General features: G+C 47.2%; 10 protein-coding genes. 7 read left to right on the forward strand and 3 right to left on the reverse strand.

Features of this window, described 5'->3' with window-relative positions; all coding sequences use genetic code 11:
* Positions 1 to 55 precede the first annotated feature (55 nt).
* Complete coding sequence (locus tag D9A03_RS09575; RefSeq protein ID WP_120496972.1) at positions 56 to 3,262, reverse strand: efflux RND transporter permease subunit; 3,207 nt, start codon at positions 3,260 to 3,262, stop codon at positions 56 to 58.
* Positions 3,262 to 4,449, reverse strand: a complete 1,188-nt coding sequence (locus D9A03_RS09580) for an efflux RND transporter periplasmic adaptor subunit (RefSeq protein WP_120496973.1) — start codon at positions 4,447 to 4,449, stop codon at positions 3,262 to 3,264. The genes D9A03_RS09575 and D9A03_RS09580 overlap by 1 nt, the downstream gene beginning before the upstream one ends.
* A 390-nt stretch (positions 4,450 to 4,839) precedes the next feature.
* On the opposite strand from D9A03_RS09580, the gene D9A03_RS09585 reads away from it, so the two are divergent.
* The 7 genes from D9A03_RS09585 (at position 4,840) to D9A03_RS09615 (ending at position 13,395) form a co-directional block, all read left to right on the forward strand.
* Positions 4,840 to 5,775, forward strand: a complete 936-nt coding sequence (locus D9A03_RS09585) for a histone deacetylase family protein (protein ID WP_120496974.1) — start codon at positions 4,840 to 4,842, stop codon at positions 5,773 to 5,775.
* Positions 5,776 to 5,897: 122 nt separating this feature from the next.
* Positions 5,898 to 6,173, forward strand: a complete 276-nt coding sequence (locus D9A03_RS09590) for an exodeoxyribonuclease VII small subunit (RefSeq protein ID WP_254055014.1) — start codon at positions 5,898 to 5,900, stop codon at positions 6,171 to 6,173.
* 51 nt (positions 6,174 to 6,224) lie between these two features.
* On the forward strand, positions 6,225 to 7,112 hold the full coding sequence (locus tag D9A03_RS09595; RefSeq protein WP_120496975.1) for a polyprenyl synthetase family protein: 888 nt from the start codon (positions 6,225 to 6,227) through the stop codon (positions 7,110 to 7,112).
* Positions 7,113 to 7,242: 130 nt separating this feature from the next.
* Complete coding sequence (gene dxs, locus D9A03_RS09600; RefSeq protein ID WP_120496976.1) at positions 7,243 to 9,192, forward strand: 1-deoxy-D-xylulose-5-phosphate synthase; 1,950 nt, start codon at positions 7,243 to 7,245, stop codon at positions 9,190 to 9,192.
* 188 nt (positions 9,193 to 9,380) lie between these two features.
* A complete protein-coding gene (locus tag D9A03_RS09605) occupies positions 9,381 to 10,814 on the forward strand; it encodes an MATE family efflux transporter (protein ID WP_120496977.1) in 1,434 nt (477 codons plus the stop codon).
* Positions 10,807 to 11,556, forward strand: coding sequence for a TlyA family RNA methyltransferase (locus D9A03_RS09610; protein ID WP_120496978.1), 750 nt, complete (start codon positions 10,807 to 10,809; stop codon positions 11,554 to 11,556). Before D9A03_RS09605 ends, D9A03_RS09610 begins: the two co-directional genes overlap by 8 nt.
* A gap of 393 nt (positions 11,557 to 11,949) precedes the next feature.
* The gene (locus D9A03_RS09615) at positions 11,950 to 13,395 is read left to right on the forward strand and encodes an ATP-binding protein (RefSeq protein WP_120496979.1); all 1,446 of its coding nucleotides are present in this window, start codon (positions 11,950 to 11,952) and stop codon (positions 13,393 to 13,395) included.
* 2 nt (positions 13,396 to 13,397) lie between these two features.
* Here D9A03_RS09615 and sppA read toward each other — a convergent pair whose 3' ends face one another.
* Positions 13,398 to 15,206, reverse strand: a complete 1,809-nt coding sequence (gene sppA, locus D9A03_RS09620; protein ID WP_162938068.1) for a signal peptide peptidase SppA — start codon at positions 15,204 to 15,206, stop codon at positions 13,398 to 13,400.
* Positions 15,207 to 15,232 lie beyond the last annotated feature (26 nt).

The following is a 15,232-nucleotide window of genomic DNA, read 5'->3' on the forward strand; positions in this document are numbered from 1 at the left end:
TTTACTTTGAGTAATGGATTTCTAGATATTCAGTTAATTATGGTAAATCCAAGTTTTATTCGGCTGCTTCTGCCAGTCCCGGGCGGGATTTCAGCTCCTGATTATGCAGGCGATCTTTTTCAAGAGTACGCTCCATCAAGGAGAGCATTGGCGGAATGATCAGCAGGGTTAAGACCGCTGATAGCGAGAGTCCACCGACCACAACAGATCCCAAGCCACGATAAAGTTCTGAGCCTGCGCCTGGGACCAGAACCAGAGGCAACATGCCGACAACCGAGGTCAGTGTTGACATGAAGATCGGGCGAATACGATTTCTGGTGGCCTCAAGAATAGCCTGTTGTGCGGGCATGTTCTCGACCCTTAAGTGATGAAGGGTTTGATGGACGACCAGAATAGCATTGTTCACGACGATCCCGACGAGAATAACAAAGCCGAGAAGCGTCAACATATCCAGAGGCTGGAAGACAAAACTGTTGAGGAATACCAATCCTGCGACACCACCGGCTGTGGCCAAAGGAACCGCCAGTAAGATAATCAGAGGATAGAAGAAGCTTTCAAAAAGAACTGCCATGACAAGATAGACGATGACGATAGCCAACAACAAGTTAACTACCATGGCATCCCAGGTTTGGGCCAGATTATCGGCTGTCCCACTCAGGCTCATCTTTACATCGTTTGGCAATCCGGCTTCTTCCATTGGTCCGATGACTTCTGCCTGTAAGGTTTCCAATGCAGCTTCAAGGGGCACACCTGCAGAGGGACGTAGTTCCAGTGTAATTGTCCGTAAACGTTCACGGTGACGAATTTCGGTCGGTCCTGCTGTTAGAATAATGTCAGCCAAGCTGGACGCTGGAACAATTGTGCCATCAGACGTCACAACAGGCAGGCTTGAGATGCCCTGAGTTTGAGTAACGCCTTTGTTGGGGCCCTTAAGGGTTAGATCAAGGCGCTTGTTCCCAACAGTTACTTCCTCCACTCTCAGGCCATCATTAAAGACGTCAATGGATGTGCCAAGATCGTTAACGGACAGCCCGTTATCTGCCAGACGTATTCTATCGGGTAAAACGCGAACTTCCGGCGCGCCAAGTTCAAGACCCGGTTTGGGACGGAACTGATTGCCTTCACTGGCTGGGAAACCCGCAAGCATCTTTCCTGTTGCCTGCCCGGCGATCGCCAGAATCTCGTTGAGATTAGATCCGGAGATGTCGAGGTCAATTTTACGCCCGCCACCGATACCACGCCCGAAAAGAGAAGGCTGGTAGATAAAGCCAAAGGTTCCGGGCTCTTTGAAAACAGGTTTTTGAAGGACGGGTATGAGTTCCGCGACACGTTGCCCATCAACAGAAATAGCCCCAAGGAAGGTGTTGGATCTTGTCGCGACAAAGAAAAACCGTTCCATCTTTGGCGGTTGATCTAGTTCAGAATCTGGCCCTGTTTCGCTTGCCCATAAGTGACGAATAGAGTTTTCTACTTCTACAGCAATGGATGTCATTGTATCAAGATTATAACCAGGGGGAGGAATAATAATTCCAAAGACCAGATTTTGGTTACCTTCTGGCAAATACTCAAGCTTAGGGAGGAATTTCCATGTGCCGAGGGATGCAACAGCGGTAATGGCGCTGACCAAAGCTATGGCAACGATTTTTCGCTGAACAACAATGGCCTGAAACCCCATGACAAATTTAACAAATCCAGAGCCAAATTGGTCGATACCGGGTAACGGGATACGTTTTACCGTGTCGCTGCCATCGGCGTCATGATCACGTAAAAAACGTCGGGATAGGGCAGGAATAACCGTGATGGAAACAACAAGTGACAGAGTAACTGATACAGATATAGCGACCGCAATATCCCGGAATAGCTGGCCGACTTCGAGTTCCATAATCATGATCGGAATAAAGACCATAACCGTGGTTAGGGCTGAAACAAGAATGGCTCCCCAAACTTGCTGCGCACCTTCATAAGCGGCGACAGCAGGTGATTTTCCTTCTTCCTTCAGGCGGAAGATATTTTCCAGAACAACAATGGCGGCATCAACCACCATCCCGACGGCAAAGGCCAATCCTGCCAGTGAAATCACATTGATCGATCTGCCGAGGGCGGCCATGGCAACAAAGGATCCGACCACAGAGACCGGGATAGCCATGGAAATAATAACGGTGGCACGAACAGACCTTAAAAAGGTCAAGAGAATAATCGCAGCGAGGATACCACCAAACCATATATTTTGTCGGACAAGGTCAATTGCAGAGTTGATATAAACAGTCTCGTCGTAAACCTGTTCCAGTTTCAGGCCCGCTTCGGGGATTGCCCGGGCATTAAGCTCTTCTACTGCTTCGTAGATACCATCCATCGTTTCGATGACATTGGCACCAGTTTCTCGCGTGGCATTAAAGGCGATCGCGGCATTGCCTAACACACGAATTTTTGCACCGGGGTCTTTATAGTTAAAGTTTACACGCGCAATATCGCCCACGGTCACGCGCGCTACACCACCAGTAAAGTCATCTCTTGTGCTCCGTAAGACAACTTTTTTAACTGCTTCAAGCGTGTTTAAATCACCTTCAGTTCTGACGATGTAACGCCTTTTTCCTTCTTCGACGTCACCTGCTGAAATAGATGAGCTCGCTGCTCTGAGAGTGTTGACTACGGAACTGGCGGTTAAGCCGTAGCGGGCGAGTAATCTGGGTTGGATAACGATTTCGATTTCGCGTTCGCTACCACCATAGATATTGACACCGCTTACCCCTTGAACGCGTTCAATTCTGTCTTTGACAATGTCCTCGACAAAATCCCCGTAGGTATGGATTGGGGCCGTGTTGCCATCTTCACGAGTGAGCACGAACCAGGCAATGGGGCTGTCTTCGGCACCTGCAGTATCAAGGGTTGGTTCATCGGCTTCGTCTGGGTAACCGCTGACACGGTCCAGTCGATTGGCGGTGAGTAGAAGGGCTTTGCCCATGTCCGTGCCGACGTTGAATTCCAGGGTAATCTGACCAGACCCATAGGATGAGTTACTGGTCATGCTATGAAGGTTCTCCAAGCCCTTAAGCTTTTCTTCCTGCTCGGTAATGATTTGTCGTTCGACTTCAGCGGGGGCTGCGCCACCCCAGTTGGTTCTTATAGTGATAACTGGTCGGTTCACATCAGGTGTTAACTGGATAGGGATGAGCTGTAAGGCCACGGCCCCGAACAGGACGACCATGATCACGGCTGAAATGATTGCGATTGGCCGTTCAATGGAAATTTTGATCAGATTCATTACGAGGCTCCCTCGCTTTTATCTGCATCTTCTTTAGTGGCTTTTTTCGCAGTATTGTCCTCTTTTTTGTCTGGTTCAGCTGGTGATGTTGCTCCATTGATCTGAAGGGGAACACCGGGGAACAGTCTTTCGTTGCCACGGATTACGACTTCATCATCTGCCTGCAGGCCGTATATGACTTCGATACGCTCACCAACCTGTTGCCCTAACTGAACAGGGCGCGGTTGCGCATGCCCTTCAGTATTGAGGAAAACCATTGGCCCATTGGGGCTTTGAATGATTGCATCCTTGTGGACTGTTGCCACTTCTCTTTTTGGTCCAGCAGGAACCAGAAGGGTAATGCTCTGGTTATTCGCCAGGGTGTCCTGATTGGGTAGTTTTGCGGTTAATCTGACGGGGCGTGTCCGCGTCAGAGGATTTTCGTGTGGTAAAATTGCTCTGATTTTTGCGACCAGTGGCGTATCATCTGCCAGACTTAGGGTGAATTCCATGCCTGCTTTTATGCCGGCAAGACGACGTGCTGGTACATCGACTTCAATCTCGAGACTTTCACGTGAAAGCAATGTAACTACGGCATCACCAGTAGCTACATAGGCACCTGTTTCTGTTTCTTTTGCCATAATGACACCGTCATAAGGTGCTTTGATTTCTGTGTAGGCAAGGTTTATCTCTGCCCGGCGGAGGCGGGCTTGGGCTGTGTTAATATCAGCACGCGCCTGAGAAACTTCGGCTTTGGCAATTGAGCTGTTCTGGACGGCATCTTCATAGCGCGACTTGTTGAATGCGGCTGACTTTTTCAGTTTTCCCATACGCTGAAGTTCTTGACTGGCGAGCTTCAATCTTGCCTGAAAGGTACCTTGTTTGCTTCTTGCTGCGGCAACTTCGCTGGCTGCGAGATCTCGCTCGGCTTTCAGGGTTGCTGCATTCAGACGTGCTATGACTTGTCCTTTACTGACCTTGTCCCCGACTTCAACCAGAATGTCATCGACCGGGCCAGCTATTCTGGCCGAGACACTTCCTGTTTGTCTGGCAACTAAACGGCCAATAACGGGAACTGTCTGGCTCATGGACTCGATGCGTACTTTGTCAACACCAACCAGTGAAGGCTGTTGCGCTGACGCAGCCAAGGGAACAATCATCAAGCTAGCGGCTATCAGAAGATAAGAAGTGACAAACAGCTGGCGCAAACCGGCCTCCTGACATGAAGTCAGACATAGGTGTCTGATCGATATTTAAAACGATTTAATCCTGTGGTTGCTATGAAGGTATTCAGCACCACTGGCGATGTTATAGGAAAGTAGGCAGTATTGCACTAAAATGTGCTACCGTTCTCTTTTTGTACTGTAGATGATTGTCTCTGGATCTGTAAAGGATTAGTCATGGTATTAAATCGTTCAATTACATTTTGTGTGTCTTAAGCGGATGATTACGTTCTGCTTGTTTAAACGAATGGAATGGATTTTCCCGTCGTTCTGACTCAAATAGTGTTATATAGATAAAAATAACGAGTTGATCCCCATTAAGTTTCTGTGATGCCCACTTATTCTTAATCATGCCATTTCTATGAGGAGACATTTATGACGACGGCGTTTTTTTATCATCCTGTCAGTCTTTTACATGATACGGGTATTCATCACCCGGAATCATCTCGTAGAATTGAAGACGTCTTGAACGTTTTGTCGGATGCTGACTTTGATATGCTGGATCGCTGCGAAGCACCTGTTGTTGATAATGCAAAGTTATTATGGGCACACACAGAAGAACATGTTGTCAGAGTTTTTGAAGCGATCCCGGATACAGGGTATGTCGCTGTAGACGGTGATACTGTTATCTGCAAGGATTCAGGTGAAGCAGCGTTACGGGCTGCGGGCGGTATTTGCGCTGCAGTTGATGCGGTTATAACAGGTGAGGCCGATAACGCTTTTTGCCTGAGCCGTCCCCCCGGACATCATGCAGAACGTGATCGAGCTATGGGGTTTTGTCTCTTTTGTAACCCGGCTATTGGCGCGTATCAGGCACGAAATAAACATGGGTTCAAAAAAATCGCAGTGATTGATTTTGACGTTCACCACGGTAATGGCACGCAGGATGTTTTTTGGAATGACCCGGACATGTTTTATGCCTCGACGCACGAATCACCTCTTTTTCCTGGTACAGGGAGTGAAGGGGAAATCGGTGTCGCAGGAAATATTATGAATTGTCCATTGCCCAGTGGTGCCGGGTCTTTTGAATTTCGTAAGGCTATGGAAGACAAAATCTTTCCGGCAGTTCAGGGTTTTGGACCGGAATTGATTATTGTGTCGGCTGGCTTTGATGCGCACCGTGAAGATCCCTTGGCATCCTTGAATTTGGAGGATGAAGATTTTGGGTGGGTAAGCAAACGTATAGTTGAGTTGTCCCAAGATCTATGTGATGGACGGTTGGTCTCGGTTCTGGAAGGTGGGTATAACACTGATGCTCTTGCGAGATCTGTCGCGTTACATGTAAAGGCATTGATGAATGCGACAGAATAGTCGAGGGTCATTTTTCACTGTAAAATATGCTTATAAAGTCATGACTTGTCCTTGTTTGGTTCTTGTTTGCGGGGGGATGAAGACGTAGAGTGCAGGAGAATATGTAATTTGAGGTTTCTCCTATGAATGATACACAATCCGGTGGTAGCTTGGCTGGTGACAGCATGGCCGATATCAACACCATGAGTTTCGAGGTTGCTCTTGCCGAATTGAAAACAATTGTTGAACGTCTTGAACAGGGCGAGGGCAAGCTTGATGAAGCAATTGATGCTTATGATCGTGGTGCCAAGCTGAAAGCACATTGTGAAACAAAACTTCGCGAAGCTCAGGAAAAGATTGAAAAGATTGCTATGGGGCCTGACGGGCAACCACGTGCAGAACCTTTTGATGTTTCGTGACATCGTTTGTTCCGAGTTAAACATTTTGGGCTATAACGGATAAACATCTATATGTCTGATATTTCCCTTGCTTTGGCCGACTGCGCGCAGGCAGTAGAAGAAAAGCTGGATGAGCTTTTACCGACAGTTCAAACGCCAGAGGGCGAAGTTGTTGAAGCCATGCGCTATAGCGCATTGGGCAGTGGTAAACGATTGCGTCCCTTTCTGGTTATGGAAACAGCCAAGCTTTTTGATGTTGATCAAACCAATGCCCTTCAGGTCGCAGCTGCCCTCGAAATGGTTCATTGCTATAGTCTGGTGCACGATGATCTGCCCGCGATGGACGATAGTGATCTTCGGCGTGGTCGGGTGTCGGTTCATAAAAAGTGGGATGATGCGACAGCAATCCTTGCGGGAGATGGGCTTTTAACCGAAGCTTTCGCCGTTTTGGCGGATCAGATGACGCATCCAGACATGGGAGTTCGGTTAAAACTCGTATCCGGATTGGCGGTTGCAGCTGGTGCCAAAGGGATGGTTGGAGGACAAATGATTGATCTGTCTCCATCTCGGGCAAGTTTGAATTTAGAAGGTATTACACGCTTACAAGCGCTTAAAACAGGGGCTTTAATTCGTTATGCCTGTGAAGCCGGGGCGATACTGGGGAATGCCAGATCAGAGGAATATCAGGCACTTAGCCTTTATGCGGAAGATATTGGACTGGCCTTTCAGATTGTAGATGACTTGCTTGATTATGAAGGCACACCCGAAGAAACCGGGAAGCCCACAGGCGTTGATAGTGATGCTGGTAAAGCGACATTTGTCGGTCAGCTTGGGCTGGAAAATGCCCGTCGAAAAGCTAATGAATTAATTGATTCTGCAAAATCTAGACTTGATATTTTCGCAGGAAAGGCGCAGTTACTTCGCGATACAGCCACATTTATTGTTGAACGTAGGTCTTGAAGTTAAAACATTAAGTCCTGATTTGTTCCTATGGAATTGTTAACCCAAAAAGAATTATACTTTAGGGCTGGCTGTCAAGGGATATGAAATTATCTCAAGCCTTTGTTGAAGGTTATTGAGAAAAGATGTGATGGAGATAAGGGTGAGTCAATTCGGGCACAATCGTCAGACCCCGTTGTTGGACACAATTCATAATCCGGCTGATTTACGCAAGCTGGATGAAAGCCAACTTCCACAGTTGGCAGAAGAAGTGCGTCTGGATATGGTCAACGCTGTCTCTCGTACCGGCGGACACTTGGGGGCTGGATTGGGTGTTGTCGAACTCACCGTTGCCATCCATCATGTTTTTAATACCCCGGATGATAAACTTATCTGGGATGTTGGACATCAGTGCTATCCACATAAAATTTTGACAGAGCGTCGCGACCAGTTGAGCACGATCAGGCAGGGTGGTGGACTATCCGGTTTCACGACACGCAAGGAATCAATATATGATCCTTTTGGCGCGGCGCATAGTTCAACTTCTATTTCTGCCGGACTTGGCTATGCCGTAGCTCGTGATCTCGCAGGAAAAACGAACAATGTTATATCGGTCATTGGCGACGGTTCCATGACCGCCGGCATGGCTTATGAAGCTATGAATAATGCAGGTGCGATGAATTCACGTTTAGTCGTAATCTTAAATGATAATGATATGTCGATTGCGCCACCTGTCGGTGCTTTGAGTGCATATCTGTCGCGTTTGATTTCTGCCAAACCCTATCAATCCATGCGCCATCTTGCGAAAGAAATTATTAGCAAATTTCCGCCACGCCTTGAAACGGCAGCTAAACGTGCGGAAGAGTATGCGCGTGGATTTTTTACTGGTGGGACCTTGTTCGAAGAACTTGGTTTTTTCTACATAGGCCCTGTTGACGGGCATGATTTTTCTCACCTTTTACCTGTTTTGAAAAATGTTCGTGATTGTGGCTTTGATGGCCCGGTCCTTATCCACGCTGTTACGCAAAAAGGTAAAGGTTATGAGCCTGCCGAACAGGCTGCGGATAAATATCATGGCGTTTCTAAATTTGATGTGGTGAGTGGCAAGCAGGAAAAAATGCCCCCTAAAGCTCCATTGTATCAGAATGTTTTTGCCAAGGCGCTGATTGCCGAAGCCAAACGTGATGACAAGATTGTTGCTATGACAGCAGCGATGCCGTCAGGTACGGGATTAAACGTGTTTCAGGAAGAATTTCCTGATCGTACCTTTGATGTTGGGATTGCCGAGCAGCACGGGGTAACTTTTTGCGCAGGGATGGCCTGTGATGGTTACAAACCTTACGCAACGATTTATTCAACCTTTTTACAGCGTGCTTATGATCAGGTGGTTCATGATGTGGCCATTCAAAGTCTGCCTGTTCGTTTCATTATTGATCGTGCAGGCATGGTTGGTGCTGATGGCGTTACGCACCAGGGAAGTTACGACCTTGCTTATCTTGGTTGTATTCCGGATATGATTATTATGGCGCCTTCAGATGAACTTGAACTGATGAATATGGTGGCAACTTCTGCCACCATTGATGATAAGCCAAGTGCCATTAGATTCCCCCGTGGCGAAGCAACGGGCAAAGTCTCATTGCCAGAACGAGGTTCTGTTATTGAAATTGGCAAAGGTCGGGTTATTCGCGAAGGAAAGCATGTTGCTATACTGGCTTTGGGGACACGTCTTGCTGATTGTCTGGAAGCGGCTGACAAGCTTGCTGCTCACGGGTTTAGTGCGACAGTCGCGGATGCGCGTTTTGTCAAACCACTGGATGCTGAGTTGGTGAAAAATCTGGCGTCCAATCATGAAGTCTTCCTGACGGTCGAAGAAGGATCTATTGGTGGTTTTTCCTCACTTGTATCCAATCTGTTGGCAAATGAGGGATTATTCGATAATGGACTGAAATTCCGCCCTGTCTGTATGCCAGATGCTTTTATTGACCATGACAGCCCTGCAAAACAGCTGGAACAGGCTGGTTTGGATGTGAATGGAATTTTTGCCAAGGCTATGAGCGCGTTGGGACAGGAAGTGGCTAAATCCTCTTCTTCGATAGCATAAAATAGTATCGGTAACGCCGGCGGCTTTAGATCGCGACTTTGAGTAACTCTACAAAAGCTCTATACAACTTGTTTGCAAGTCGCTAGGGTATTCTTCTTCGTATTAAGTTTGCCTCACCCAAAGGGACGACGAACAACCGTATAATCGGCTGCGTGCGTTGGCAAATTTCAGTTTTTGGGATCCGTATAATGTCAACCGGACTGTTTGCAGGCAGAGCCTCTGAGGCTTCTGGCCAGCCATTGCCGCCTTCTATCGGGTGGACTGATGAAGTCAAAGCAAGCTTTCACCTTGCTTGGCCGCTTGTGGTCGCGCAGGTGGCGCAAATGGCTCTCTTCACGACTGATGTTATTATGATGGGATGGTTGGGTCCCAAGTTTCTGGCGGCAGGGACGCTCGCGACCAGTTTGATGAGTCCTTTTCTTCTCTTTGGTATCGGTCTTATCACGGCAGTTGCGCCAATGATGGCGCAGGCGATTGGTGCGCGTGATTTTAAATCAGTTCGTCGAACTACGCGTCAGGGGTTTTGGGCCTCTGTTGTTGTTGCTGCTGTTCTTATTGCATTGATATGGAACGCTGAAGTGTTTTTCCTCTTGCTTGGTCAGACCGAGGAGAACGCAGCTTTGGCACAGGGATATATTCGCTTTGCTGTATGGAACTTCTTTCCATCGTTTTTGTTTCTTGTCTTACGTTGCTTGTTGTCTGCCCACGGAAAAACAACGGTGGTTTTGAACATTACGATTGTTGGCATTGTCGTAAATGCAATTTGTAACTACGCCCTGATGTTTGGTAACTGGGGCTTTCCAAGGCTGGAGTTGGCCGGGGCAGGGATCAGCACGACCTTTGTTAACTTGGTGATGTTCTTGCTGATACTTGGCTATATCATGACCCACAAGCGTTACAAGCGATACGCTGTGCTTGTGCGCTTATGGAAATCTGACTGGGCGCGCTTTAAAGAGATTTTTCGTATCGGATTGCCAATTGGGTGTACTCTAACGGCAGAAACGGGTCTGTTTGCTGCTGCTACCATTTTAATGGGATGGCTTGGGACAAATGAGCTTGCTGCGCATGCGATTGCCCTACAGTGTGCTTCAGTTGCGTTTATGGTGCCATTAGGGATCAGTCAGGCAGCGACAATCCGGGTTGGGCTTGCTTTGGGTAAAAATGATCCTGAAGGTATAAAGAAAGCAGGGTGGGTTTCTATCATCATGGGAACTGGTTTCATGATTACGACCTGTCTGGCTTTCTGGTTGATACCCAAATTCTTTATTGGGTTTTATCTGGATCTTGATGTGCCTGAAAATCAGATTTCTTTCGGACTTGCCGTTTCGTATCTGGCGGTTGCTGCACTTTTTCAGTTGGTTGATGGGTGTCAGGTCGTAGCGGCCGGGGCCTTGAGAGGGCTGAGTGACACGAAGGTTCCAATGATACTCGCTATTATGGGCTATTGGATATTTGGCTTACCAATCTCTTATTATGGTGGTTTTATTCTTGGTGGTGGCGGTACGGGCATCTGGTTAGGTCTTGCAGCTGGGCTTGCTTTTGTGGCAGTGGTGTTTGTAATACGCTTTGCATGGCGTGAACGCCTGGGATTAATGAATTACAAGAGCATGGAACGTGGCTAAAGTCGGGAAAAGAAGGGCTGATCAGTTACTGGTTGATCGGGGACTGGTTGAAAGCAAGACCAAGGCGCAGGCCCGGATTATGGCCGGGCAAGTCTATACAGAAACCAAGCGAGTTGATAAGCCAGGCCAACCTTTGGCAGAGGACGCGCCACTGACTGTAAAGGGTGAGGATCATCCCTGGGTTAGTCGAGGCGGTCTCAAGCTTGAAAAAGGACTCAAGGAATTTGATATTGATCCAACAGGCAAGATTTGTATCGACGTTGGAGCATCGACAGGTGGTTTTACTGACGTTCTGCTGACCAATGGTGCAGAAAAAGTCTATGCTGTTGATGTTGGTCATGGTCAGCTTGCCTGGAAGATTCGTAAAGACGAGCGCGTTGTTGTGATGGAGCGCACAAATGCTCGACATCTGACGTCGGAGCAGATTGCGGAAGCTCTTGATATGATTGTCTGTGACGCCAGCTTTATCGGGTTAGAGACTATTTTGCCAGCTGCAATGGCTTTGGCTGGACCCGGTGCACTTATGATTGCGTTAATAAAACCTCAGTTCGAAGTTGGTAAAGGGCGTGTTGGCAAGGGGGGAGTTGTGCGCGAGCCTGAACTGCATCTGGAAGTTTGTGATCGTATTGAAACCTGGTTGAACGAGGAAACCGATTGGGCTGTTCTGGGCTTAACACAAAGCCCTATAAAGGGGCCGGAAGGTAATATTGAGTTTTTGATTGCGGCCCGTAAGTTTATATAGTGGCTGTTCTTTAAAAAGATGGTTAATTGATCTCTTCTCATGATCGATTTAAATAAGCTCCTCCTGATGAATACTAATTCTTTTAAGGTTAACATCTTTATTCCCTGTTAACCGTCTCGGGGTATCCTGTTTGTATAACAAAGATAAAAGAATCGTCGGGTAGGTTGTGGTTTAGGGAGGTTTTGTCACCTGTCAGAATAAGGGGTGACAGAGTGTCTGAATTCTCCTGATACCGTTGCCGTTTGTTTGATGGCGTACCCGGCAAGCATTGGATGATTGCTTTGGGGGCAGCTTTTAATGGCAAACAGGGGCATGAATATAAAAAAGACAATAATTGCAGGCTTATGTCGATTCAATAGTCGTGAAACCGGGAACCGTAGGCGCTAGATCGATATGGCTTTTAAATCTGTCCGTACGAAACTGCTTGTGATTTGTACTCTGTGTGTTTTGGTCACAGGGCTAGTGCCATTCCTTTTCTTTGAAGTCCGTTTTTTCCGATTGGAAGAAGAACGTATCGCCCAACGTGCACGCGATGTGGCGACCAAGGTGTCAATTCCCTTAACCAGATCTCTGTGGGATTATGACGAAAGCACAGTAATACTCGTACTCGAAACGTTGATGAGAGATCCGGATCTTGTGCGGGTGAGGATTATTTTGCCTGATGGTGCCGGAGAATTTTATCCAGCCGAAGACCCAAATTTATCCGATGTTGAGCTTTCCGAAGTCGATTTTATTCGTATCCCGCTTGTTTATTCTGCCTTTGGTAATAAAGAAGTGTTGGGGCATCTGGAGGTGGGGTATACGACGAATCGTGCCTATGCGGACGTATGGACCCGTGTTTTTGTTGATGCCTTTATCTTTTTGTTGATCTTGACCACGCTTGGTGGCGGAGCTGCAATTGCGATCAATCGTGCTGTCGGTCGCCCTTTGAAGCTGTTATCTACATCTATCGATGAAATGGCCTATCAGAAAAAACCGGTATTGGTGCAATGGCGATCTGATGACGAGCTGGGGCAAACTGTAGAGGCTTATAACAATATGCTGATCACAATTGACCAGCATGACAGAGTTTTGACAGAAGCTAAGGAAACAGCAGAGATTGCGAACCGTGCGAAAACCTCTTTTCTGGCTAATATGAGCCACGAATTAAGAACTCCACTGAATGCAATTATTGGCTTCTCTGAGATTTTAATGAAAGAGGATGACTACAAGGTCGATCAGAAGCGCCGGGAAGAATATTTGGGATATATTTTTGAAGCTGGGTCAAGCCTGATGACGATGGTGACTGACATTCAACAAATATCAAGGCTGGAGTCAGCGGAGGCCGGGTTACAGGATGAAGAGCTTGACGTTAGTGATGAAGTTTTGAGCTGTGTTCGTGCCTTGGAGTTACGGGCATCAGATAAAGGTGTTCTTGTTGAGTGTTCCATTCAGGATGACTTGCCTTATTTGAGAACAAATGCTCAGAGTTTCAAACAAGTTGTTATTAATCTGTTGAGTAATGCTGTCCATTTTACCCCCCGTGATGGAAGAGTGGATATCTCAGCGCTTTATGACCCTTATTCGGGCCTTAGCGTTCGGTTTTCTGATACAGGTACGGGAATTCAAAAAGAAGACTTGCCTTTTGTTACAGATCCGTTCTGGAAGTCGGATGAAGAGGCCGAAGAAAGAAGTGGTTTGGGCTTGAGTATTGTGAAGGCCATCATTGAACGCAATCAAGGCTCACTCTCTATAGAGAGTGAGCCTGATAAAGGAACTTCAGTAACAATTAATTTCCCGCTTGATCGTTTGATTGATCGAGCATCTTTACTTCAACAAACAGCTTCGGGATCATCCTGATTTTATTGTTGTCCTATAGGCGTGACGTGAGAGTTCAGAACATCGGTTCTGGGGTCTTGAACAGTTTGCTCAAAGGTTCTTAAAACCGGTGAAGTTATTTTTACCAGTGTGCTTAATGATTTAACAACAGCAGGGTCCGTTAGAATCATTTGCCCGCCCATCGCATTTTCCAGAAGCTCTTCGAGTGGATCTTTGGGTTCAGGGAAATAAACGAGTTGATGATCAAACTCTTCGCTGATCATTGCTGCTTCGCGGGCTACTTGAATAGCTTCTCTAAAGCCGCCTAACTCATCAACCAATCCATTGTCTTTTGCCTGAGCACCACTCCAGATTTGTCCCTTGGCAATTGTATGGATTTCTTGCTGGCTTTTACCGCGGCCTTCGCCAACCTTAACTGTGAAGTCCTCGTAAATGCGGTCAAGGGACCCCTGCAAACGGGCCCAACCTTCATTGGTGAATGCTTTGTTTGCACTGTAAAGGTCGGCGTTTTCCCCGGCTTTTACACCATCCCATTTTACGCCGACTTTATTCCAGAGATCCGTGAGAACCATTTTGCCGCCAGCAACGCCGATTGACCCGGTGATTGTAACTGGATTGGCCAGGATTTTATGGGCAGGTGCAGATACAAAATAACCGCCAGATGCTGCAACATCGCCCATGGAAATAATCACAGGCTTATCAGCTTCCTTGGCTCGTACAACTTCACGCCACATGACGTCTGACGCGACATAAGATCCCCCGGGGCTATCTATTCGTAGAATAATTGCTTCGATTGAGTCATCATCAATGGCATCGGAAATTGCTTGTGCAATCGTATCTGACCCCATAGTCATTCCACCGCCAAAGAAGGGATCGCCCTGGCTCTGCCCAAGATGAATTTCGCCAATGCCATAGATCACAGCAATTCTGGATGCTCCTTCTGAAATCTCTGGCGTTGTGCTCATGGCATAATCAGCAAGGTGTATAAATTCACGATCGCCTGTGAGTGCTTCATCAGTAATTTCATCCCAATAGCCAACACGGTCAACGAGATCGGCATCAATAGCTTCAACAGCGCTGAGTGGTGAGTTGTTCATAAGTGTTCCGATTTCACCCGGCTTTTCTCTGCTGATGGAGATTTCTTTTTCAATAACATCAAAGATTGAGTTCAAAACACTTTGTGTGTTTTGCTTCACAGGGGTAGGCATATGGTCATCTGTGAACATATTCATCACGCCCTTGTATTCATACCGTTGGCTGAATTGAGGAAGAATTCCTAGTTCGTCCAATACTGGGCGTAGATAGGGGCTTTCCATGCTAAAGCCGGAAATATCCAGATCTCCAGAAGGTTGAACCCAAACAGCATCTGCTGCGCTGGCCAGATAGTAATGCAAGGTACCATGCCCAGCTTCACCGTAGGTTTCTGCGAATGAAGCAGTCCATTTACCTGTTTTGGTAAAGGCGCGGATTGCTTTCCTGAGTTCTTGCGCCTGAGCAAGTTGAATAGGTCCTTGACCTGCACGTATCAAAAGCCCTTTGACGCGATTGTCGTCTTGGGCGCGATACAGTGCGTCAATAGCATCATGCAAAGGCAATCCCGGTTGGAATGAGTTGCTGAAATAAGATGCTTTTGTTGGGCCTTCGAACAGGCCTTCCGACAGATCTATTGTCAGGATCATTTCTTGTGGCAGGTTTTGGTTATCCACTGCCTTGCCAATATCTTCAACATTGTTGAGGGAGACGCCAATTAATACGCCCAGGAGAATGACAAGGAGACCAAGGGCCGCAAAAAGCCCGACGACCCCCTTGAAGATAAATTTAAGAAAAGACATGAATTTAAGAACCTGAAATTTTAAGA

Source organism: Kiloniella sp. EL199 (assembly GCF_900313065.1).
Classification (GTDB): domain Bacteria; phylum Pseudomonadota; class Alphaproteobacteria; order Kiloniellales; family Kiloniellaceae; genus Kiloniella.

Coding starts and splice junctions, on each gene's coding strand:
- D9A03_RS09575 (WP_120496972.1), bottom strand. CDS start 3,262: ATGAATCTGATCAAAATTTCCATTGAACGGCCAATCGCAATCATTTCA.
- D9A03_RS09585 (WP_120496974.1), top strand. CDS start 4,840: ATGACGACGGCGTTTTTTTATCATCCTGTCAGTCTTTTACATGATACG.
- D9A03_RS09590 (WP_254055014.1), top strand. CDS start 5,898: ATGAATGATACACAATCCGGTGGTAGCTTGGCTGGTGACAGCATGGCC.
- D9A03_RS09595 (WP_120496975.1), top strand. CDS start 6,225: ATGTCTGATATTTCCCTTGCTTTGGCCGACTGCGCGCAGGCAGTAGAA.
- dxs (WP_120496976.1), top strand. CDS start 7,243: ATGGAGATAAGGGTGAGTCAATTCGGGCACAATCGTCAGACCCCGTTG.
- D9A03_RS09605 (WP_120496977.1), top strand. CDS start 9,381: ATGTCAACCGGACTGTTTGCAGGCAGAGCCTCTGAGGCTTCTGGCCAG.
- D9A03_RS09615 (WP_120496979.1), top strand. CDS start 11,950: ATGGCTTTTAAATCTGTCCGTACGAAACTGCTTGTGATTTGTACTCTG.
- sppA (WP_162938068.1), bottom strand. CDS start 15,206: ATGTCTTTTCTTAAATTTATCTTCAAGGGGGTCGTCGGGCTTTTTGCG.